Annotated in this window: 16 protein-coding genes and 4 tRNA genes; 3 read left to right on the plus strand and 17 right to left on the minus strand. The window is 67.1% G+C overall.

What is annotated here, in order from left to right; all coding sequences use genetic code 11:
• Positions 1–45 precede the first annotated feature (45 nt).
• The 6 genes from ruvB to pdxS form a co-directional block, all read right to left on the minus strand.
• Positions 46–1,089, minus strand: a complete 1,044-nt coding sequence (ruvB, locus tag ACSJD1_RS12345; RefSeq protein ID WP_438855598.1) for a Holliday junction branch migration DNA helicase RuvB — start codon at positions 1,087–1,089, stop codon at positions 46–48.
• The gene (gene ruvA, locus ACSJD1_RS12350; RefSeq protein WP_438855599.1) at positions 1,086–1,706 is read right to left on the minus strand and encodes a Holliday junction branch migration protein RuvA; all 621 of its coding nucleotides are present in this window, start codon (positions 1,704–1,706) and stop codon (positions 1,086–1,088) included. Before ruvA ends, ruvB begins: the two co-directional genes overlap by 4 nt.
• Complete coding sequence (gene ruvC / locus ACSJD1_RS12355; protein WP_438855600.1) at positions 1,703–2,326, minus strand: crossover junction endodeoxyribonuclease RuvC; 624 nt, start codon at positions 2,324–2,326, stop codon at positions 1,703–1,705. Before ruvC ends, ruvA begins: the two co-directional genes overlap by 4 nt.
• A gap of 10 nt (positions 2,327–2,336) precedes the next feature.
• A complete protein-coding gene (locus ACSJD1_RS12360; RefSeq protein WP_438855601.1) occupies positions 2,337–3,095 on the minus strand; it encodes a YebC/PmpR family DNA-binding transcriptional regulator in 759 nt (252 codons plus the stop codon).
• A gap of 94 nt (positions 3,096–3,189) precedes the next feature.
• Positions 3,190–3,834, minus strand: coding sequence for a pyridoxal 5'-phosphate synthase glutaminase subunit PdxT (gene pdxT / locus ACSJD1_RS12365; protein WP_438855602.1), 645 nt, complete (start codon positions 3,832–3,834; stop codon positions 3,190–3,192).
• The gene (pdxS, locus tag ACSJD1_RS12370; RefSeq protein WP_438855603.1) at positions 3,828–4,718 is read right to left on the minus strand and encodes a pyridoxal 5'-phosphate synthase lyase subunit PdxS; all 891 of its coding nucleotides are present in this window, start codon (positions 4,716–4,718) and stop codon (positions 3,828–3,830) included. The genes pdxT and pdxS overlap by 7 nt, the downstream gene beginning before the upstream one ends.
• 123 nt (positions 4,719–4,841) lie before the next feature.
• On the opposite strand from pdxS, the gene ACSJD1_RS12375 reads away from it, so the two are divergent.
• Both ACSJD1_RS12375 and pdxY read left to right on the plus strand, forming a co-directional pair.
• Positions 4,842–6,182: an aminotransferase class I/II-fold pyridoxal phosphate-dependent enzyme gene (locus ACSJD1_RS12375; RefSeq protein WP_438855604.1), complete on the plus strand. Its 1,341-nt coding sequence runs from the start codon at positions 4,842–4,844 to the stop codon at positions 6,180–6,182.
• Positions 6,183–6,189: 7 nt separating this feature from the next.
• Complete coding sequence (pdxY, locus tag ACSJD1_RS12380) at positions 6,190–7,041, plus strand: pyridoxal kinase PdxY (protein WP_438855605.1); 852 nt, start codon at positions 6,190–6,192, stop codon at positions 7,039–7,041.
• 55 nt (positions 7,042–7,096) lie between these two features.
• Here the strand turns inward: pdxY and ACSJD1_RS12385 are convergent, their stop codons facing one another.
• The 9 genes from ACSJD1_RS12385 to ACSJD1_RS12425 form a co-directional block, all read right to left on the minus strand.
• The gene (locus ACSJD1_RS12385) at positions 7,097–7,663 is read right to left on the minus strand and encodes an HIT family protein (RefSeq protein ID WP_438855606.1); all 567 of its coding nucleotides are present in this window, start codon (positions 7,661–7,663) and stop codon (positions 7,097–7,099) included.
• Entirely contained in the window at positions 7,660–9,570 is a 1,911-nt protein-coding gene (gene thrS, locus ACSJD1_RS12390; protein ID WP_438855659.1) for a threonine--tRNA ligase, read from the minus strand. The genes ACSJD1_RS12385 and thrS overlap by 4 nt, the downstream gene beginning before the upstream one ends.
• A gap of 453 nt (positions 9,571–10,023) precedes the next feature.
• Positions 10,024–10,782, minus strand: coding sequence for a PP2C family serine/threonine-protein phosphatase (locus ACSJD1_RS12395; RefSeq protein ID WP_438855607.1), 759 nt, complete (start codon positions 10,780–10,782; stop codon positions 10,024–10,026).
• A 2-nt stretch (positions 10,783–10,784) separates the two neighbouring features.
• Positions 10,785–11,495: a vWA domain-containing protein gene (locus ACSJD1_RS12400; RefSeq protein ID WP_438855608.1), complete on the minus strand. Its 711-nt coding sequence runs from the start codon at positions 11,493–11,495 to the stop codon at positions 10,785–10,787.
• A 20-nt stretch (positions 11,496–11,515) separates the two neighbouring features.
• Positions 11,516–13,744 (minus strand): hypothetical protein, encoded by a 2,229-nt coding sequence (locus ACSJD1_RS12405; RefSeq protein ID WP_438855609.1) that lies wholly within the window; start codon positions 13,742–13,744, stop codon positions 11,516–11,518.
• On the minus strand, positions 13,722–16,307 hold the full coding sequence (locus tag ACSJD1_RS12410) for a hypothetical protein (RefSeq protein ID WP_438855610.1): 2,586 nt from the start codon (positions 16,305–16,307) through the stop codon (positions 13,722–13,724). Before ACSJD1_RS12410 ends, ACSJD1_RS12405 begins: the two co-directional genes overlap by 23 nt.
• 596 nt (positions 16,308–16,903) lie before the next feature.
• Positions 16,904–16,978, minus strand: a tRNA-Val gene (locus ACSJD1_RS12415).
• A gap of 30 nt (positions 16,979–17,008) precedes the next feature.
• Positions 17,009–17,079, minus strand: a tRNA-Cys gene (locus ACSJD1_RS12420).
• Positions 17,080–17,131: 52 nt separating this feature from the next.
• Positions 17,132–17,204, minus strand: a tRNA-Gly gene (locus tag ACSJD1_RS12425).
• Between the two features lie 295 nt (positions 17,205–17,499).
• Here ACSJD1_RS12425 and ACSJD1_RS12430 point away from each other — a divergent pair.
• Positions 17,500–17,575 (plus strand) — tRNA-Val (locus ACSJD1_RS12430).
• 57 nt (positions 17,576–17,632) lie between these two features.
• Here ACSJD1_RS12430 and ACSJD1_RS12435 read toward each other — a convergent pair.
• The gene (locus ACSJD1_RS12435; protein WP_438855611.1) at positions 17,633–18,217 is read right to left on the minus strand and encodes a type II toxin-antitoxin system PemK/MazF family toxin; all 585 of its coding nucleotides are present in this window, start codon (positions 18,215–18,217) and stop codon (positions 17,633–17,635) included.
• A 41-nt stretch (positions 18,218–18,258) separates the two neighbouring features.
• Positions 18,259–19,482 (minus strand): ammonium transporter, encoded by a 1,224-nt coding sequence (locus ACSJD1_RS12440; RefSeq protein ID WP_438855612.1) that lies wholly within the window; start codon positions 19,480–19,482, stop codon positions 18,259–18,261.
• Positions 19,483–19,572: the final 90 nt, after the last annotated feature.

The raw sequence follows: 19,572 nt of genomic DNA on the forward strand, positions 1-19,572 counted from the left end.
CGCACTGCGCACGATCAGGGGCGGGGTGGCCGGAGCCTCAAAGGATTATAGGTCATCGATGGGAAGCGCCACCCCGGTGCCCTCGGCCTCACTGACGAGTCCGAAGTGCCGCCAGGCGGTGGGCGTGGCCATCCGCCCGCGCGGCGTGCGCGTGATGAGTCCGATTCGGACGAGGAACGGTTCGACCACCGCCTCGATGGTCTCCGCCTCCTCGCCGACCGAGACGGCGAGCGTGTTGAGGCCGACGGGCCCGCCGCCGAACCTCGTGAGGATCGTCATCATGACGGCGCGGTCGAGCCGATCGAGCCCGAGCGGGTCGACGTCGTACAGTTCGAGTGCGGCGCGCACGGCATCGACGTCGGCCCTGCCGCCGTGGACGAGCGCATAGTCGCGCACGCGACGGAGGAGTCGGTTCGCGATGCGCGGCGTGCCGCGGCAGCGACCGGCGATCTCGGCGATCGCCGCGCGATCGATGTCGAGCCCGAGCATGACCGCGGCGCGGACGAGCACCTGCTCGAGTTCGGCCTCGTCGTAGAACTCGAGGTGTGCGGTGAACCCGAACCGGTCGCGGAGCGGATTCGGCAGGAGACCCGCCCGTGTGGTCGCTCCGACGAGCGTGAACGGCGAGAGGTCGAGCGGCACGGATGTCGCGCCCGCTCCCTTGCCGACCATGATGTCGATCCGGAAGTCCTCCATCGCCAGGTACAGCATCTCCTCTGCGGAGCGCGCCATGCGATGGATCTCGTCGATGAACAGCACCTCGCCGGGCACCAGCGACGACAGGACGGCGGCGAGGTCGCCGGCGTGCTGGATGGCGGGACCGCTCGACATGCGCAGCGGGCGCCCGCCCTCGTGCGCCACGATCATGGCGAGCGTCGTCTTGCCGAGCCCGGGCGGACCCGCGAGGAGGATGTGGTCGGGCGTCCGCTGCTGCATGGCGGCTGCGGAGAGGAGCAGTTGCAGCTGACCCCGCACGCGGGTCTGACCCACGAACTCCCCGAGGCTCTTCGGTCGCAGGGCGCCCTCGAACGCGAGCTCGGCCTCGGAGGCGAGTTCGGGGTCTGTGAGGTCGAGGTCGTCGTCGCTCATCGCGCCCGGGCCCCCTGCTGCGCCGGGCCGAGCCGGGCGAGCGTGAGACGCAGCAGCACGGGCACCGAGGCCGCGGCCGCGGGATCCGCCGTCTCGAGCGCCTCGGCGAGCGCTTCGCCGGCGAGCTTCTCGGACCAGCCGAGCCCGGTGAGCGCGGCCAGCACGTCGTCGGCGACCCCGCCCGTCGTTACCGGGGCGCCGCTCGCGGCAGCTGCCGGAGCGACGAGCTTGCCGACGAGCGAGAGGGTGATGAGCTTCGCGGTCTTCGGGCCGATGCCGCTGACGCGTCGGAAGGCGCCGTCGTCCTCCGACTGGACGGCACGGGCGACATCGGTCGGGGACATCGCGGACAGGACCCCGAGCCCGGACTTCGGCCCGACGCCGGTGACGCCGATCAGGAGTTCGAAGACCTCGAGCTCGTCTCGCGTGGCGAAGCCGAAGAGCGTGAGCGAATCCTCGCGGACGACGAGGGAGGTGTGGACCAGCACCTCGTCGCCGACCCGGCTCGCGAGCACGAACGCCGGCGTGGCGTTCACGAGATAGCCGACCCCGGACACCTCGACGACGAGCGAACTGCCGGAGGCGTGGAGCACGCGACCGCGGAGGGAGGAGATCACTCCTTCACCCTACGGGCAGCTCCCGACACGGCTGCGGCGCGCTCCGCGGCGAGCCATGCCCGCTGTGCGGGCGTGAGCGCAGTGCCCGCCGCATCGCGCCCCGCACCGGCTCCGGCCTCCGCGTCGGCGATCGCGGCGCCCGCCGCTCCCCCGGTGCGCCACGCGTGGCAGATCGCCAGCGCGAGCGCGTCGGCGGCATCCGCCGGCTTCGGAACCGCCTCGAGCCCGAGGATGCGCGCGACCATCGCCCCGACCTGCGCCTTGTCGGCGCGCCCGTAGCCGGTGATCGCCGCCTTCACCTCGCTCGGCGTGTGCAAGGCGACCGGTAGCATTCGCCGCGCGGCGATGAGCATGGCGACGCCGGAGATCTGGGCGGTGCCCATGATCGTCGAGACGTCGGAGCGCGCGAACACGCGCTCGAGTGCCACCGCCTGCGGGCGGTGCTCCTCGAGGATCGCCTCGAGCCCGTCGGCGATCCGAGCGAGGCGGCGGGGCGTGTCGAGGTCGGCGGGCGAACGCAGCACCACGACGTCGACGAGCCTGGCCGTGCGGTTCGGCTCGACATCGACCACGCCCACGCCGCAGCGCGTGAGTCCCGGGTCGATGCCCAGCACGCGCACGGCGATCGGCCTAGTCCTCGGACTCGAGCTCGGCCTGCACCTCGGCGGTCAGGTCGAAGTTGCTGTAGACGTTCTGCACGTCGTCGCTGTCCTCGAGCGCGTCGATGAGGCGGAACACCTTGCGTGCCGTCTCGGCATCGATCTCGACCTTGAGGTTCGGCACGAACTCGATGTCGGCGGACTCGTAGTCGAGGCCCGCCTCCTGCAGCGCCTTGCGGGTGTCGACCATCGACGACGGGTCGGTGATGACCTCGAACCCCTGCGCGTGCGGCTCGATCTCCTCGGCCCCGGCGTCGAGGGCCGCCATCATGACGTCGTCCTCGGTCGTGCCCTCGCCGGTGACGACGATGACGCCCTTGCGCGTGAAGTTGTACGCGACCGAGCCGGGGTCGGCGAGCGTGCCGCCGTTGCGGCTCAGGCCCGTGCGGACCTCGGCGGCCGCGCGGTTCTTGTTGTCGGTGAGCACCTCGATCATGAGGGCGACCCCGTTCGGGCCGTAGGCCTCGTACGTGATGTTCTGGTACTCGACCGCCTCGCCGCCGATGCCGGCGCCGCGCTTGATGGCGCGGTCGATGTTGTCGTTCGGCACCGAGGTCTTCTTCGCCTTCTGCACCGCGTCGTACAGGGTCGGGTTGCCGTTCAGGTCGGCGCCGCCGAGCTTGGCCGCGACCTCGATGTTCTTGATGAGCTTGGCGAACGACTTCGCGCGGCGCGCGTCGATGACGGCCTTCTTGTGCTTGGTCGTCGCCCACTTGGAATGCCCGGACATGCGTCTCCCGTAACGGTGATCAGTACCCCGACATTCTAGGCCAGCGCGCCCGCGTCCCCCTTCGCGCACGCTGGCGGGCGCCGAACGGCACCCCTCATGCCGCCGCGGCGACCGCCGCGCGCACCTTCGACAGGAAGTACTCGTGGAACCTGTGGTCGCCCTCGATCTCCGGGTGGAAGCTGGTGCCGATCAGGTCGCCCTGTTCGACGGCCACGACACGACCGTCGGCGAGCGCCGCGAGCGGCCTCGCGTTCTCCCCGACCGATTCGACGACGGGACCGCGGATGAACACGGCGTGGACCGGTTCGTCGCCGAGGGCCGGCACCGACAGCTCGGTCTCGAAGGACTCGTTCTGCGACCCGAACGCGTTGCGTCGCACGACGACGTCGAGACCGCCGAAGTTCTGCTGGCCGTCGATCGTGTCGAGCAGCGTGTCGGCGATCATGATGAGGCCGGCGCACGTGCCGTAGACGGGCAGGCCGTCGGCGATCCGGCGCTTCAGCGGTCCGGCGACGCCGAACGCGCGAGACAGCTTGTCCATGACGGTCGACTCGCCGCCGGGGATCACGAGCCCGTCGATCCCCTCGACGTCCTCGGGCCGGCGGACGAGGACGACGCGGGCGCCGAGCTCGCCCAGCACGCGCGCGTGCTCGCGGAAGTCGCCCTGGAGGGCGAGGACGCCGACGGTCGGACCTGTGGCATCCGTCGCCCCCAGGGACTCGTCGCGGAGACTCACCATCCGCGCTCGGCGAGCCGGTGCGGAGCGGGCAGGTCGCCGACGTTGATGCCGACCATGGCCTCGCCGAGGCCGCGCGAAACCTCGGCGACCACCTTCGGGTCGTCGTAGAAGGTCGTCGCCTTCACGATCGCGGCAGCGCGCTGCTCGGGGTTGCCGGACTTGAAGATGCCGGAACCCACGAACACGCCGTCGGCGCCGAGCTGCATCATCATCGCGGCATCCGCCGGCGTCGCGACCCCGCCCGCGGTGAAGAGGACGACCGGGAGCTTGCCGGTCTCGGCCACCTCGAGCACGAGGTCGTAGGGCGCCTGGAGCTCCTTCGCGGCGACGTAGACCTCGTCGCGCGTCATCGACTTCAGCTGGTTGATCTCGGAGGTGATCTTGCGGATGTGCTTGGTCGCCTCGGAGACGTCGCCGGTGCCGGCCTCGCCCTTCGAGCGGATCATGGCCGCGCCCTCGTTGATGCGACGCAGCGCCTCGCCCAGGTTGGTGGCACCGCACACGAAGGGCGTGGTGAAGCCCCACTTGTCGATGTGGTTGACATAGTCGGCGGGCGAGAGCACCTCGGACTCGTCGATGTAGTCGACGTCGAGCGCCTGGAGCACCTGCGCCTCGACGAAGTGTCCGATGCGCGCCTTCGCCATGACCGGGATCGAGACCTCGGCGATGATCGCCTCGATGAGGTCGGGGTCGCTCATGCGGGCGACGCCGCCCTGAGCGCGGATGTCCGCGGGGACCCGCTCGAGCGCCATGACGGCGACCGCGCCGGCATCCTCGGCGATGCGCGCCTGCTCGGGCGTGACGACGTCCATGATGACGCCGCCCTTCAGCATCTCGGCGAGGCCGCGCTTCACGCGGCTCGAGCCGGTCTCGGCAGAGCTCATCGGGGTTCCCTTTCGACGGATGGTGCGCATTCGCGCCAATGTGACGGACAAGACGTTGGCTTGACCTAGGCCAAAAGATAGCATGGGCCGAGTCCCTACCTCGGAACAGTGATGGATCGTGACATGACCCTCGAGATCACCGGTCGCTCGGCCGCCGACATCGCCGCGAGCGTCCGCGCCCTCATCGAGCGCGGCGCACTGCAGCCGGGCGATCCGCTGCCCCCCGTTCGCGGTCTCGCCGACGAGCTGGGCATCAACCGCAACACGGCCGTGGCCGCGTACCGGCAGCTCACCACGGCGGGTGTCGTGGTGACACGCGGTCGCGGGGGCACCAGGGTCGCCGACCGATCGCCCGTCGCGCAGGAGGGGTTCGCGGCCGACAGCGTGCTCCGCGACGTCGCCACGGGCAACCCCGATCCCGAACGCATCCCCGATCACTCACGCGCCCTCGCGGGCATGGCCGGCCGGCCGGTGCTGTACGGCGAGCCCGTCATCGATCCGCTGCTCGAGCGCTGGGCGCACCAGTGGGTGGAGGCCGACCTGGCGCCCGCCGACATCCGGCTCACGATCACGAGCGGCGCGGCCGACGCGGTCGAGCGCCTGCTCGCCCAGGCCCTCGTGCGCGACGACGCCGTCGCGCTCGAGGACCCGTGCTTCCTGACGAGCATCCACACGGTCCGCGTCGGCGGATATCGCCCGGTACCGGTTCCGGTCGACGACGAGGGCATGACCGTGGCAGGGCTGCGCTCGGCGCTCGAGCAGGGGGTGCGGGCCGTCGTCTGCACGCCGCGCGCCCAGAACCCGACCGGGGCGAGCCTCTCCGAGCAGCGTGCCGCCGACCTGCGCGACGTGCTCCGCCAGCATCCGTACGTGCTCGTCATCGAGGACGACCACTTCTCGATGCTCTCGCGGAGTCCGTACCGATCCCTCATCGGTCCCGACCACCGCCGTTGGGCGCTCGTCAGATCGGTGTCGAAGTTCCTCGGTCCCGACCTCTGCCTCGCGATCACGGCATCCGATGCCGAGACCGCAGACCGGCTCGCGATGCGCCTCACCCCCGGCACCACGTGGGTGAGCCACCTGCTCCAGCGGCTCGCGCTCGCGCTCGTGACCGACCCCGACGTCGCCGTCGGCATCGACGCCGCCCGCGCGCACTACGCCGAGCGGAACGACGCGTTCGCGGCGCGACTCACCGAGCTCGGCCTGACGACGACGGCGGGCGACGGGCTCAATCTCTGGGTCCCACTGCCGGTCCCGGCACGAGACGTCTCGGAGCAGCTGATGCGCCGCGGATGGCTCGTCCGACCGGGCGACGAGTTCGCCCTCGCCGATGCCCCCGCGGCACGCCGCCTGCGGCTGACGGTGCACGACCTCTCCGACTCCGACGCCGACCGGCTCGCATCCGACGTCGTCGCCGCCGTCCGCGCCTCGGGCGGTCGGCTCGCGCCATCCGGGATGGAATGATCGAGGGGTGAAGGTCCTCTCGATCCAGTCCGCCGTCGCCTACGGCCACGTCGGCAACTCCGCGGCCGTCTTCCCGCTCCAGCGCATCGGCGTCGAGGTCATGCCCGTCTACACGGTGAACTTCTCGAACCACACCGGGTACGGCGCGTGGCGCGGCCCGCTGATCGCTCCAGCCGACGTCGCCGACGTGATCGCCGGCATCGAGGACCGCGGCGCCTTCCCGAGCATCGACGTGATCCTGTCGGGCTACCAGGGCTCCGAGGGCATCGCCGACGTCATCCTCGATGCCGTCGCCCGCATCAAGGCGGCGAACCCCGCTGCGATCTACTCGTGCGATCCGGTCATGGGCAATGCGAAGAGCGGATGCTTCGTCGCGCCCGCGATCCCGGTGCTGCTGCGAGATCGGGTGGTGCCCGCCGCCGACCTCATCACCCCGAACCAGTTCGAGCTCGGCTACCTCACGGAGACCTCGCCCGACTCGCTGGAGTCGACGCTCGCCTCCGTCGACCTCGTGCGCGACTCGGGCCCGAAGACCGTGCTCGTCACGAGCGTCGAGCGTCCCGACCGGGAGGATGGCACGATCGAGATGCTCGCCGTCGACGACCGCGGCGCCTGGATCGTGCAGACCCCGCTCCTGCCGATGAAGGCCAACGGCTCGGGGGATGTCACGGCAGCACTGTTCACCGCGCACTATCGCCGCACGGGCGACGCGGCCGACGCGCTCGCGCGCACCGCATCCAGCGTCTTCGACCTGCTGACGAACACCCATGAGTCCGGCGAGCGCGAACTGCAGCTCGTGGAGTCGCAGGCGTCGTACGCGCACCCGCGGCTGCAGTTCGAGGTGCGCCGGGTCCGCTGACGCGGCCGACTGCAACGTCCGTCGCCGCCTCGGCGCGAATCGGGCCGGCGACCGATCAGCGCGGCCAGGCCCCCGCGATCTCCTCGCGCACCTCGCCGAGCAGTCGCGGCAGCGCCTTCGTGCCCGCGATGATCGGGAAGAAGTTCGCGTCGAGCGCCCACCGCGGCACGATGTGCTGGTGCAGGTGCCCGGCGATGCCGGCGCCGGCGATCCGACCCTGGTTCATGCCGATGTTGAAGCCGTCGCAGCGCGACACCTGCTTCACCGTGCGCATCGCGACCTGCGTCAGCTCGCCGATCTCGGCGACCTCCTCCGTCGTCGCCTCGTCGTACGTCGCGATGTGGCGGTACGGGCAGACCAGCAGGTGACCGCTGTTGTACGGGAAGAGGTTCAGCAGGACGTACGCGTGGGTGCCGCGCGCGACGATGAGCGACTGCTCGTCGCTCAGCTCGGGCGCACGGCAGAACGGGCACGAGTGCTCGTCGGGCTGCTGGCCGTGCTGGATGTAGACCATCCGGTGCGGGGTCCACAGGCGCTGGAACGCGTCGGGAACTCCGGCCAGGTCCGCCGCGTCATCCGTGGGAACGCCGTCGAACTCGTCGGGCTGGTAGGCGCGGGTCATGCGAAGAGGTCGTCCCGAGTGCCCACCTGGCGACGATCGGCGATCGCCTCGCGGATGCGCCGTTCGGCGTCGGCGATCGCCACGCCGTTCTCCTGCGTGCCGTCGCGGAAGCGGAAGCTCACCGTCTGGCCGGTACGGTCGTTCTCGCCCGCGATGAGCTGGATCGGCACCTTCTGCGTCGTGTGGGTGCGGATCTTCTTCTGCATCCGGTCGTCGCTCGTGTCGAGCTCGGTACGCACGCCCGAGCCGGCCAGCTGCGTGAGGATGCCGCCGAGGTAGGGGGCGTACTCGTCCGCGACGGGGATGCCCACGACCTGGACCGGGGACAGCCAGAGCGGGAACGCGCCCGCGTAGTGCTCGGTGAGCACCCCGAAGAAGCGCTCGATCGAACCGAACTTCGCCGAGTGGATCATGACCGGCTGCTGGTGGGTGCCGTCGGCAGCGGTGTACTCGAGGCCGAAGCCCTCGGGCTGGTTGAAGTCGTACTGGATCGTCGACATCTGCCAGGTGCGGCCGATCGCGTCGCGCGCCTGGACCGAGATCTTCGGGCCGTAGAACGCGGCGCCGCCCGGGTCGGGCACGAGTTCGAGACCCGAACGCTCGGCGACGTCGCGCAGCACGTTCGTCGCGACCTCCCACTGCTCGTCGGTTCCCTTGAACTTGTCGGAGTTCGCGTCGCGGGTGGAGAGCTCGAGGTAGAAGTCGTCGAGGCCGAAGTCGCGCAGGAGTCCGAGCACGAAGTTCAGCAGGTGCTCGATCTCGGCGGGCGCCTGCTCGGGCGTGACGTAGCTGTGCGAGTCGTCCTGCGTGAGGCCGCGGACGCGGGTGAGGCCCTGCACGACGCCCGACTTCTCGTACCGGTAGACGGTGCCGAACTCGAAGAATCGCAGCGGCAGCTCCCGGTACGACCGGCCGCGCGACCGATAGATGAGGTTCTGCATCGGGCAGTTCATCGCCTTGAGGTAGTACTCGCTGTTCTCCAGCTCCATCGGCGGGAACATCGTGTCCTTGTAGTACGGCAGGTGGCCGGACAGCTCGAAGACGTGCGCCTTCGTGATGTGCGGGGTCGAGACGTACTGGAACCCCTCCTCGATGTGGCGACGGCGGACGTAGTCCTCCATCTCGCGCTTGATCACGCCGCCCTTCGGATGGAAGACGGGCAGGCCGGAGCCGATCTCGTCGGGGAAGCTGAACAGGTCGAGCTCGAGTCCCAGCTTCCGGTGATCGCGGCGGGCCGCCTCCTCGAGGCGGTGCTGGTAGGCGCGCAGCTCGTCCTTCGTGGGCCAGGCGGTGCCATAGATGCGCTGCAGCTGCGGGTTCTTCTCCGACCCGCGCCAGTAGGCCGCGGCCACGCGCATGAGCGCCCAGCCGTTGCCGATCATCCGGGTGCTGGGCAGGTGCGGCCCGCGGCAGAGGTCCTTCCACGCCACGTCGCCCGTCTTCGGGTCGACGTTGTCGTAGATCGTCAACTCGGCGCCGCCGACCTCGACCGACTCGTTGTCGTCCTGGCCGGCCTCGCCGCCCGTGGGGTGGCCCTTGAGGCCGATGAGCTCGAGCTTGTAGGGCTCGGCGGCGAGCTCGGCACGTGCCTCGTCGTCGGTGACGACGCGTCGGACGAAGCGCTGGCCCGAGCGGATGATGCGCGCCATCTCCTTGTCGAGCACCTTCAGGTCTTCCGGCGTGAAGGGCTCGGCGACGTCGAAGTCGTAGTAGAAGCCGTCGGTGACGGGTGGCCCGATGCCGAGCTTCGCGTCGGGGTTGACCTTCTGCACGGCCTGCGCGAGCACGTGGGCGGTCGAGTGGCGGAGGATCGCGAGTCCATCGGGCGAGTCGATCGTGACGGGCTCGACGACGTCGGTGTCGCCCACCGTCGTCGCGAGGTCCTTCAGTTCGCCGTTGACGCGCATCGCGACAACCGATCGATCGGTGAAGAGCTCGAAGCCGTCGGCCAAGTGGATCCACTCCCTGCAGTGTGAGACGCAACCCCTCAACTGTAGTCGCGCGTCGCGGGCGGAGCGCACCGGCCAGGATCGCGCGCGACGCCGCACTTCCGATGGAAGAAACGACGAAGGCCCCGGCTGCTGCTGGGTCTCCGCCGGGACTCGACGACGACTACCCGGAAGAAGGTCAAAGTCTCCCGCCCACGCCAAGCTCGCGGGCATCATCGACTCCGCCGAAGCCCGGTACACGCCCCGCGTGACCCTCTCGGCCATCGGCGACCTCCGCTCGGGCGGGGCCACTGAGCTGCGCGGGAAAGACCTGACGGTCGAGAGTGACGTCACCCATCAGGCCCCGGAGCCCGGACGCGCACCCGCGCGACATCGAGCGCAAGTTCATCGCTGTCGAGTTCAGTAGACACGTCAGGTCAACCGCCTGGCGAGGAGCCCGATGGAGCAGTCGTCGTTGGTTCGAGTGCGAACTTCGACGTCGAGGAACTGCCGCAATTGTCTCCTGTGTGCGCGGTCGCGCGACCGCTTCGACGGGGCAGCTGCGACGAACTCGACCATCTTGAGGCAAGCACTGGCGAGCTCATCTTTCCGCGCGAGGTACAACGTCTCGGCGGTCCCGTCGCTCATCAGGATGAATCCAGAAACTCTGTCCAAGCTCCCACGCACGACCGTTGTCGCCGACGTCGCCGACGCCGACGTTACAAACGTCGTTTGGTTCGCGAACTCGCCATTGTCCGGACCAGACACCACGACGAGTTCGCCGTCGACCACCGCGCCGATCACCCCGTCGCCCACGTGAACCGCGATGAACTCATTCGCTGCCGTGGCAACCGCGAGGTAGGTCGAAGCCAACTCATTGACACCGCACTCTTGCCGGGCAGCTGTCAGTTCGAGCTTCGTTCGCAGGGCCTCAAGGAGCGATCGGGCGATCTCGTATTCGTCCCGCTCGAGTGACGCGAAGTCTTCGAAGCGCTCTGCAAGCAATTGGCAGCCGTGGTGCGCCACGACCTGCGCTCCGATGTCTGACTTTGAGGCCGAACCGGCTCCGTCTGCAAGGGCGATAACTTGCACGCCGTTTCTCGCGAGGTAGTTCGTCCTGTCTTGGCCAGACAAGCCTGACGCTACGTGCCGACGGCCACGAACGTGTGCGTGAAACTCTTTGAAGCGCAACGCTACCTCCGCCTCAGGCCCTCGAAGCCGTGAACTCGCTTCTTGAGTTCAGGCGACAGCTCGGGTTCAGGCTCTGCACCGGGTCCGAGGCTCCTCGACACCGCGGAGATCGATGCGGAGAGCCATTTGAAGAACTCGCCGAAGTGAGCGGTGTCGAGCCGCAGCGGAGGAACCGATGAACTGAACGATTCGAGAACGTTCATGTTTGCGTCGCCACCGATGCCCACCGGGATTACCGTGAGCCTTCCTGCGCTCGCGAGGTCAGCGACTCGTTGACGTGCCCGGTCGAGTTCCGACTTGCTTCCGTTTGGCTGCCCGTCGGTCATCAAGACAAGCCACGGCTGGAAGGACCCTCGGCCCGCGGCAACGTACGCCTTCTTGCGCTGCTCGAGGATGTCGAGCGCCAGGTTGACGCCCTCGCCCAAGCGGGTGTTCCCACTCGCGGGAATTCCGGCCAGACGCTGCAGACGTTCGATGCTCGCGAAGTCCTGAATGACGCTGGCGGCGTCGTCGAACTGCACGATCGCGATCTCTGCGGAGTCATGGGCGTCATCGTCATCGTCCACGGCGTCGTAGAAGAGGTTGATGCATTCGATGAGTTCGGTCATCTTCTCCCCGAGCATCGAGTAACTCGTGTCGATGCAGAGCGCGACGGGCACGCGCCGGGTGGGGTTCGATGCAAGGTCGTCAGCACCGATATTGAGCTTTACCAAAGTGGGTTCCTCTTTTCCTACTAGCGGCCGAAGAGCCAGTCGCGCCACGACTTCTTCTTCGCCGGGGCGGGCTGCACAGTACGCGGCTCGGCCTGTCTAATGCCGCTGTGATCGCGCACCGTCGCAGACGCAACCGACGGGGTGTCAGCCAGTTGCGGTCGCGTGCCACGCGTGCTTGTCGGGGACGCCGCCGCCGCCGGGCAGAACTGTTTGATCGCCTCGTGGGACTTTGCGACGTCGTACCCCCGGCTCACGAACCACTCCACGTGCTTCAGCGTGATGAAGAGCCCGTTGCAGTCACGACAGCGGCGTTCGGGATCGAACTCGTTGTCGCGAGTCTTCTTACAGTTGCGGCAAAGACCGCCGACCACGGAGTGAGCCTCATACCGCTTCTGGCACGAAACACATGCCGGAAGGTTGGCCAGACAATCCTGGCATCGCTTGGGCCTGTGGTAGTCGACAATGCGCTTGCCCTCACGTTTCGGGATGCCTGCGAGTGAACATCCGCATTCGGAGCACTCGTACAGTGCTTCCTCGGTCGCGGCGCGCAACCTTGGCGGGTAAACGTCATCCGAGTGCGGGTCGAAGTCGTGCGCGAGCCACCCCTTGAAGCGCGTGAGCGCCCCCAGCCACTCGTCCACAGTCGGTCGGTTCGCGTACCGGTCGCCGTCCCGGTGGAACGTGTGCCAGAACAGGTCCTTCACGCCCGGCCGGTCTTGCGACCCGTTCTTCGGGAGGTGACTCCACATGAACTTCCATGGACCGAGCGGCTGATCCTTCTCGCTTCGGTCACCGAGCTGAAAGGCAAACTTGGCCTCCCGATTCAGCCGCTCCGGATCGTCCATCGGTGCGCCGATCCGGTCGTAGACGCCGCATCCGGTCATGAGGATGCGGAAGAGCACGACGGCCACCGCGAATCGCTCATCCTGAACAGTCCGCAATGCACCTACCGTGGCCTCAGGTGCGGTGAACTCCGGAAAACCGACGGGACACGGATAGCCCTCGAACTGCCACGAGTCGGCGTCAATGATCCAGACCTGCTTGTTCGTGTCCACCAGCAGGTTCTTGGGGTTCAGATCGCCGATGAGGATGTTCTGTGAGTGGAGGTATCGCACCTGCTTCAGGAAGGAGATGCAGACGTCTACGAGGTCCGACTTCTTCCAATCGGGGAAGTTGCGCGCGAAGCGCTCGGGCCTCGTGATGGCGCGCGAGAATTCGATGCCACGTGCCTTGGGCATCGCATACCCGACGAACTCCCCCGCGGAGTTCTTGACGAATCCAGTTGGAAAGGCGATTCGCTCGTACGTGAATCCGCGCTCAATGAGGAGGCTGACCTTCTCCAGGCGGTGGCGTGTGATTCGGGTTTCCTTGAAGATTTTGACGACCGTCGCATCGTCGATCTCATAGACGCGACCTTCCCCGCCGTCCCCGAGCGCAGTCCCCAGCACCCGCGTCACGGTGTCCGTCGCCGAAGCGATCCTGATCTCGTCGCCAGCGCCAGGAACGAAGGTGACGGCCATCAACGTGTCCGGGCCCTGAGCCAGCGGCGCATCTGCGAATGCCCTGGGCCCATTCTGAACAGCGGCCGACCGTGAGTCCTGCGTCGATGATCGCGGAGGACGCTTGGCAACAGGGTCGTAGCAGCCGAATGCGGCTTTGTATCGGGGCAGCACGTCCGAAAGCTCGTCGCGGTCGCGCCCGTCTGAGCGGCCCAGCTTTCGAAGCCCGCGCTCGTAGAGGTCCTGCGGACTTTCGAAGTAGATCAAACCCTCGGGGGTGAGCGTTCCGGCGCGCAGGTTGCGGTCGACCTCCCGACCCAGGACGTTCAACCTGAGCAGCACCGTGATGTCGAACGTCACGACACACAGTTCGAGGGCACCTCCGTAGGCCCTGAACACATCCTCGAAGTTTTGATCCGCGTAGTGGTTCGTTTGCGCGTCGCCGAGCACCTCGACGGTGCCAGCTTTAGTTGCCGCGGCGATCGCAGACAGGGCTGAGTTCGCAGCCTCGACGAGCTCTGTGTCGCGACCTGGAACCGTTGCTGCCTTCCTTCTGAGCTCCTGCAGCACCTTCGCGGTGACCACCAGCGGACTTCTGTTATCCCAAATTGCATCGGCACAGCGGTCGACCAATTCGGCGAGCCCCTCGTGTTCGCGGTGAAGGAACGTGTTGGTGTCGAGGAAGAGCCTCTTGCCCGGCTGAACCCACTCGGCCGGCTCGACAAGTTCAGTTGCGCGAGTCGCCGTCACGGAAGGTCACTCGCTTTCTGAACTCGTGGTTCACGACAACAGCGCTCTCGACGTCCGCAACCTCGACGTCGGCGGCCCGACCCACCTTCTGCGTGCGAGCCGCTTCCTTGGGTGAGCCGAAGGACAGGTCACGAGTCGTCGGGGGTTTCGGGATGGGCGGAAGCTCCGTCCTCACGGCTGCAGCTTGCTGCGCGTCCGGAAGTTCTCTTGATTCCAGACGCACGGCAGCGGCCACCCGTGCGTGCGATGCGCCGACAACTTCGAGCTGCGCACCCGACGTCACTTTCTTGATCGCGAGCTTGATCCGCTCGACGAGGGCCGTCGTGGGGTAATCGGTCGCGACGGTGGAGTCCTGCGGCAGGACTTGGTCGCGATAGACGTTGATCAGCCTGCGGACAACGAAGTTGGTGAAGTTGTCGTCGTCCTTGCGGTACAGGTAGTCGATGAAGAACGAAATCGATATCGCAAGGTATTCGCCGAACTTGTCTTCGCTCTCATTCAGCGCGTTCTGAATGTTGTCATTGGCCTCGTTTGCGATTGACGCAAGGTATTTGGCTAGGTCATCACGCTTCTCATCAATGTCCGAGATGCCGCCAAGTTTCATTCGGATGCTCTCGGCGTATGGCGAGCCCGCAGGATAATCTTCCCCCGGATTCGCCAGAGACTCTAGGTGGCGTGCAATGTGCAGAAAGACGTTGTGCCGGAAGCTGAAATGTACCGTCTTCAGGAGATCAAACGCGGCGTCGAGGTCGGGGTCACGGATACTGCCGCTCAGTTCGTCCCGCAGCTTCTCGATCCGAGCGTCGGCATCGTCAGTCGGCTTGACGCCGACAGCTTCAGAAAGCGCACCAGTGTTCCGGAAGAAGATGTCAAGGACGTCGGACTTGAGGCCGTTGACGTGGTCGACGTAGAAGTCGTCAAGATCACCATACTTGGCAATAATCTCGCGACGGAGTCGCTTCGCTTCCTCACGGTAGAAGACGTAGTAGTCGGTCTGGCCCGCCGCAGAGTACTCCCAGTTCGCCTTACCCAGGAAGAAGCCATCCGAGAGTGCGGTTGCGGTCTCGGCATGGATCCGTCGCACGTCGGCCTTGAACGACTCGGCCCACGCTCCACTGTTCGTGGCTCCCTTGTCGCGTTCTACTTCATAGCGGTTGTACTCATCCTTGAGTCGTCGGCTGATGCGCTTCACCTGATCGTTCAGCCAGCGATCCTCGAGCGGGATGCGCTTGAGGATCTGGTTCATGGTGTGCAGCAGACCGTCGAGAGTCCGAGCGACGTCATCGTTGGTCTCCTGCTCCGCGAGCGCGTACTCGAAGGCCTCGCGGTCCATGCGCGGAAGCCGTTCACCGATACGAACCAAGAGCGCGTCGAAGAGGTCGGCTACGGATGCCGCGTCCGTGGCGTTGAACCTCACAAGATCGATCGCGTCGTCCTGCTGGGCGTCGTTGATCTTGCGGCGGAAGTCGTTCTCGAGGGTTTGCGCAAGCTCGTCGCGACCTGTGAAGACGTTCACGCCGGCCGCGATAAGGTCGCTTCGTCGCCGTACTCCGAGTTGCACTCGGCGCAACTGGTCCACGTTCGAGGCGATACCGCTCTTCACGAAGCCGTCGGCGTCGCCGGGCTTCATGATCAGGAACACCTGGTCGATGCCATCTTCCAGCCCGCTCAGGTGCGTCGCCGCGACGGAATCACCGATCTCGCCGAGGCCGGGAAGGTCGACCAATCCGATCTTGATCTCCTCGAGACGCGGGAACTCGCAATAGATCTTGACCTCGTGAACTGCGAGGTAGGCACGTTCGGCAGGCTTGCCGTCGGCCTGCGCGCGCTCAATCTCGTCGTCTGTTGGATACGCGACGAACCTCCGAAGGTCTTCGAGCTCCACTCGAGACTCTCGACCGATCAGGTGACGCTCATATGTCTCAAGGCTTGCCTGCGCCTCTTTGAGGCTGCTCAGGCTATTGCTCGTGCGTGAGTCGACGTTGTTGCCGAGGTAGTCGGGAAGTCGGACCGAGCGGAGCTCAGCGAGGCTCCGGATGGTGATCTGCGGCGACGTGACCTGGTTGATCGTGTCGACGAGCGGCGCGATGTAGTCGGCAATGAACGACGCCTGGTCCCGGAAGGTGATTTCGGCGTGTTTGTCGGGGCTGTTGAAGATCATCGACCTCACGGCGGTGACGGGGAGGCCCTTGCCGGTCGGGATCTGGGTGTCGGAGAGGCCGGAAAACTGCTGCAAGGTTGTGGACTTTCCGACGCGGGCCTCGCCGGAGACACCGATATTCACGGTGTCTCGCTCGAACCGGGTGCGCAGCGCCTCCAGCGCCCCAACGCGGGACCGCTGCGACTCGCGAAGCCGGTCGATCTCGGTGGTCGCGTGGTGGACGGCGCCGCGTTCCTCGTCGTCCATCTTCATCGGTTCGAGTTCGCGCAGGAGTGCAAGCACGCTTTCGAGCCCCGCGACTCGATTCGTCGTCTGGGACAGCGCCGAGTCGACCCTGGGCAACATCTCGCGCCGCCTCGCCAGGATCTCATTGATCCGAGCCTGAAGTTCTGATGCTGCCATCGGGTCCCTCTCAATCACATCTGCGTGCAAGGAATCGCTCTGACGAGCGTGGGTATGCGATCGCCGCTCGTCGCGAGGGCGATCACGAACCCCGATCACTACTCGGCCGGGTCGAGGCCGGGGAGGGGGTTCACGATTTGCGCGTCAGCTTCTCGAACCGAGTGCCCTGGTCCCGCTTGTCGATCGAGGTGGAACGAATGTGATCGAGAACGTCGCGGATGCCGGCGGGCAAGATACCTCCAGGGGTGGTTCGGGTGAGTCGAATCTATCGGTCCCTGGAGCGGGGTCGAGCGCGCTAGGCGACCCACGAAGTGGGGGCATAGCAGAACGCGACGGCGCGAAGCACCAACGCGGGCGACGTTGACACCACCACTCAGTTGCCGACCCTCGTGCCCCAATCGAATGGGCCGTGTGACAGGCTGATCTTGCTTCCAGCAGTTCCGTATGCATGCGCGCCCGCGAGGTCTGGGCACGACCTTGATCCGTATCGTCCCACGCTGCTATCGACGTTCTATTCACGTCCGCGGGGCACATAGACGGCACGAACAACACCCCGGGAACGACGAAGGCCCCGGCTGTCGCCGGGGCCTTCGTGCTGGTGGGCGATACTGGGATCGAACCAGTGACCTCTTCCGTGTCAGGGAAGCGCGCTACCGCTGCGCCAATCGCCCGTGATGAGTGAGCTCCAGGAGCTCGTCTCGAGGTGGATACGGGATTCGAACCCGTGTATACGGCTTTGCAGGCCGCTGCCTCGCCTCTCGGCCAATCCACCGTTGCTTGGGTTCACCACCAAAGAACAAACCGGCTTGCGCCGGCTTGGTCAGAGCGGATGACGAGACTCGAACTCGCGACCCTCACCTTGGCAAGGTGATGCGCTACCAACTGCGCCACATCCGCGTTGTCGCTGTTTCGGCGACAGAGAGACTCTAACCGATGACGTGAACGAATGACAAACCGAGGCCCACTGCACGCCGATTCGGGCCGATCAGCCAGTCAATCGAACCACGCGACCCGGGCGTGTCGCGCTCTCGCGCTGCCGCGTCGAGGCGGCGTTGGAGCGCGATCCGCACCTTCGAATCGAGCGGCTGCGAGCGCGGACCACCACGCAGCGCGCCGATGTGCAATCGACCCACCGCGTGGGCTAGTATCGAGTCCGCGGTCGCGATCCGATCGGGTCCGCGAATCCCAAGATGGGCGATTGGCGCAGCTGGTAGCGCGCTTCCTTCACACGGAAGAGGTCGTCGGTTCGAGCCCGGCATCGCCCACCACCCACGAACGCCCCCGCACCTGCGGGGGCGTTCGTCGTCTCGGTCGGTGCGGGCTCGTCAGTCCCACCCGTACCGCTCGGCGAGAGCGCGCGTGAGCTGTCCGTACCGCTCGGCGTCGAGCGACGCCGCCTCGCGGCGCATCCCGTCGGCGTGCACGAGGAACACTCGATCGATCCTCGCCCAGCTCGGGCGCCCCTCGCCGTCCCACGGCCCGGATCCGAGGGCGACCGCGTCGCGGTCCCGATCCTGAGGCTTGCTCGTGAGCTGCACCGCCAGGAAGCGCTGCTCGGTCCCCGCAGCCACGACGACGACCGGACGGTCCTTGCCGCGCCCATCGCGCTCCTCGTACGGGACCCAGGTCCAGACGACCTCACCGGGGTCAGGTTCGCCGTCACGCTCCGGCGCATACGCGAACCGGACGCGGCGGATGCCGTCGGGATCCAACTCGACGGTCGCCGTCGGACCGTCCCGCCCAGGCCACGCGTCATCGTCCGTGCGGGGCCGCCTCGCGGCATCCGTCGCCGCGGCACCCGTCGCAGCCCGGGCCGGCACGGCCGGCCGGGTCGGTCGTGCGCCCTGCGAGCCCGAGAACGAGCGGATGACACGCCCGAGGGCGGTGAGGAAGCGGCGGGTGTCAGGCACACCCGCACACTACCCTCACCGCCCTCGCGGTGATCGCAGGATCAGACGGTCTCGAGCTTGTAGCCCTCCTCGCCGTGGACGATCGTGTCGATGCCCGCCAGCTCGTCCTCGTTCTTCACACGGAAGCCGATGGTCTTCTCGATCGCGAAGCCGACCACGAAGGCGACGATGAAGGAGTAGAGGAGGACGCCCACGGCGGCGATCGCCTGCACGGCCAGCTGACCGGCGTCGCCACCGACGAAGAGGCCGGTGCCGGTCGCGAAGAAGCCGAGGTAGAGGGTACCGATGAGGCCGCCGACGAGGTGGATGCCCACGACGTCGAGCGAGTCGTCGAAGCCCCACTTGAACTTCAGCTCGATGGCGATGGCGCAGACCGCACCGGCGACGACGCCGAGGACCGTGGCCCAACCCGGGGTCAGGTTGGCACAGGCCGGGGTGATCGCGACGAGACCGGCGACGGCGCCCGAAGCGGCACCGACGGAGGTCGGCTTGCCGTCCTTGATCTTCTCGACGATGAGCCAGGCGAGGATGGCCGCAGCCGTGGCGACGAGGGTGTTGACGGCGATGAGGCCGACGCCGGGCATGCCCTCGGCGAGGAACTCGGCACCGGCGTTGAAGCCGAACCAGCCGAACCACAGGATCGAGGCGCCGAGCAGGGTCAGCGGCACGTTGTGCGGCTTGTCCATGCCCTTCTGGAAGCCGACGCGCTTGCCGAGGACGAGCGCGAGGGCCAGGGCCGCCGCACCGGCGTTGATGTGGACCGCGGTACCACCCGCGTAGTCGATGACGCTCGGGAGTCCGAGGGTGTCTCCGAGCGAGAGGATCCAGCCGCCGCCCCAGACCCAGGCCGCGACCGGGAAGTAGACGAGCGTGGCCCAGATGCCGGCGAAGATCATCCACGCGCCGAACTTCGCGCGGTCGGCGATGGCGCCGGAGATGAGCGCGACGGTGATGATGGCGAACGTCGCACCGAAGACGACGCCGAGCAGGTCGGCATTGGCCGACTCACCGGACGCGATGCCCGCGAGCCCGAAGTCGGAGAAGGGGTTGCCCGCGAACTCCCAGGCGCTGCCGACCGCGCTCATGTTGAAGCCGTACAGCACCCACAGGACGCTGATCAGGCCCATGGCGCCGAAGCTCATCATCATCATGCTGACGACGCTCTTCGCCTTGACCAGGCCGCCGTAGAAGAACGCGACGCCCGGCGTCATGAAGAGCACGAGCGCGGAAGCCGTCACGGCCCACGCGATGTTGCCGCTATCCATAGGTAATCCTCACACCTCGGTTTGCAGGGGACGTACCGCGAGGGGGATGAGACTGGGGCTCGTCTCGAGGTACGACGTTCAGAATGGTGC

Source organism: Agromyces excoecariae, from assembly GCF_051715505.1.
In the GTDB taxonomy this organism is placed as follows: domain Bacteria; phylum Actinomycetota; class Actinomycetes; order Actinomycetales; family Microbacteriaceae; genus Agromyces.

Bases quoted from the DNA above. Each gene is read 5' to 3' on its own strand.
- ruvB (WP_438855598.1), bottom strand. From the start codon at position 1,089: ATGAGCGACGACGACCTCGACCTCACAGACCCCGAACTCGCCTCCGAG.
- ACSJD1_RS12360 (WP_438855601.1), bottom strand. From the start codon at position 3,095: ATGTCCGGGCATTCCAAGTGGGCGACGACCAAGCACAAGAAGGCCGTC.
- pdxT (WP_438855602.1), bottom strand. From the start codon at position 3,834: ATGGTGAGTCTCCGCGACGAGTCCCTGGGGGCGACGGATGCCACAGGT.
- pdxS (WP_438855603.1), bottom strand. From the start codon at position 4,718: ATGAGCTCTGCCGAGACCGGCTCGAGCCGCGTGAAGCGCGGCCTCGCC.
- ACSJD1_RS12375 (WP_438855604.1), top strand. From the start codon at position 4,842: ATGACCCTCGAGATCACCGGTCGCTCGGCCGCCGACATCGCCGCGAGC.
- ACSJD1_RS12385 (WP_438855606.1), bottom strand. From the start codon at position 7,663: ATGACCCGCGCCTACCAGCCCGACGAGTTCGACGGCGTTCCCACGGAT.
- thrS (WP_438855659.1), bottom strand. From the start codon at position 9,570: ATGCGCGTCAACGGCGAACTGAAGGACCTCGCGACGACGGTGGGCGAC.
- ACSJD1_RS12410 (WP_438855610.1), bottom strand. From the start codon at position 16,307: ATGGCAGCATCAGAACTTCAGGCTCGGATCAATGAGATCCTGGCGAGG.
- ACSJD1_RS12440 (WP_438855612.1), bottom strand. From the start codon at position 19,482: ATGGATAGCGGCAACATCGCGTGGGCCGTGACGGCTTCCGCGCTCGTG.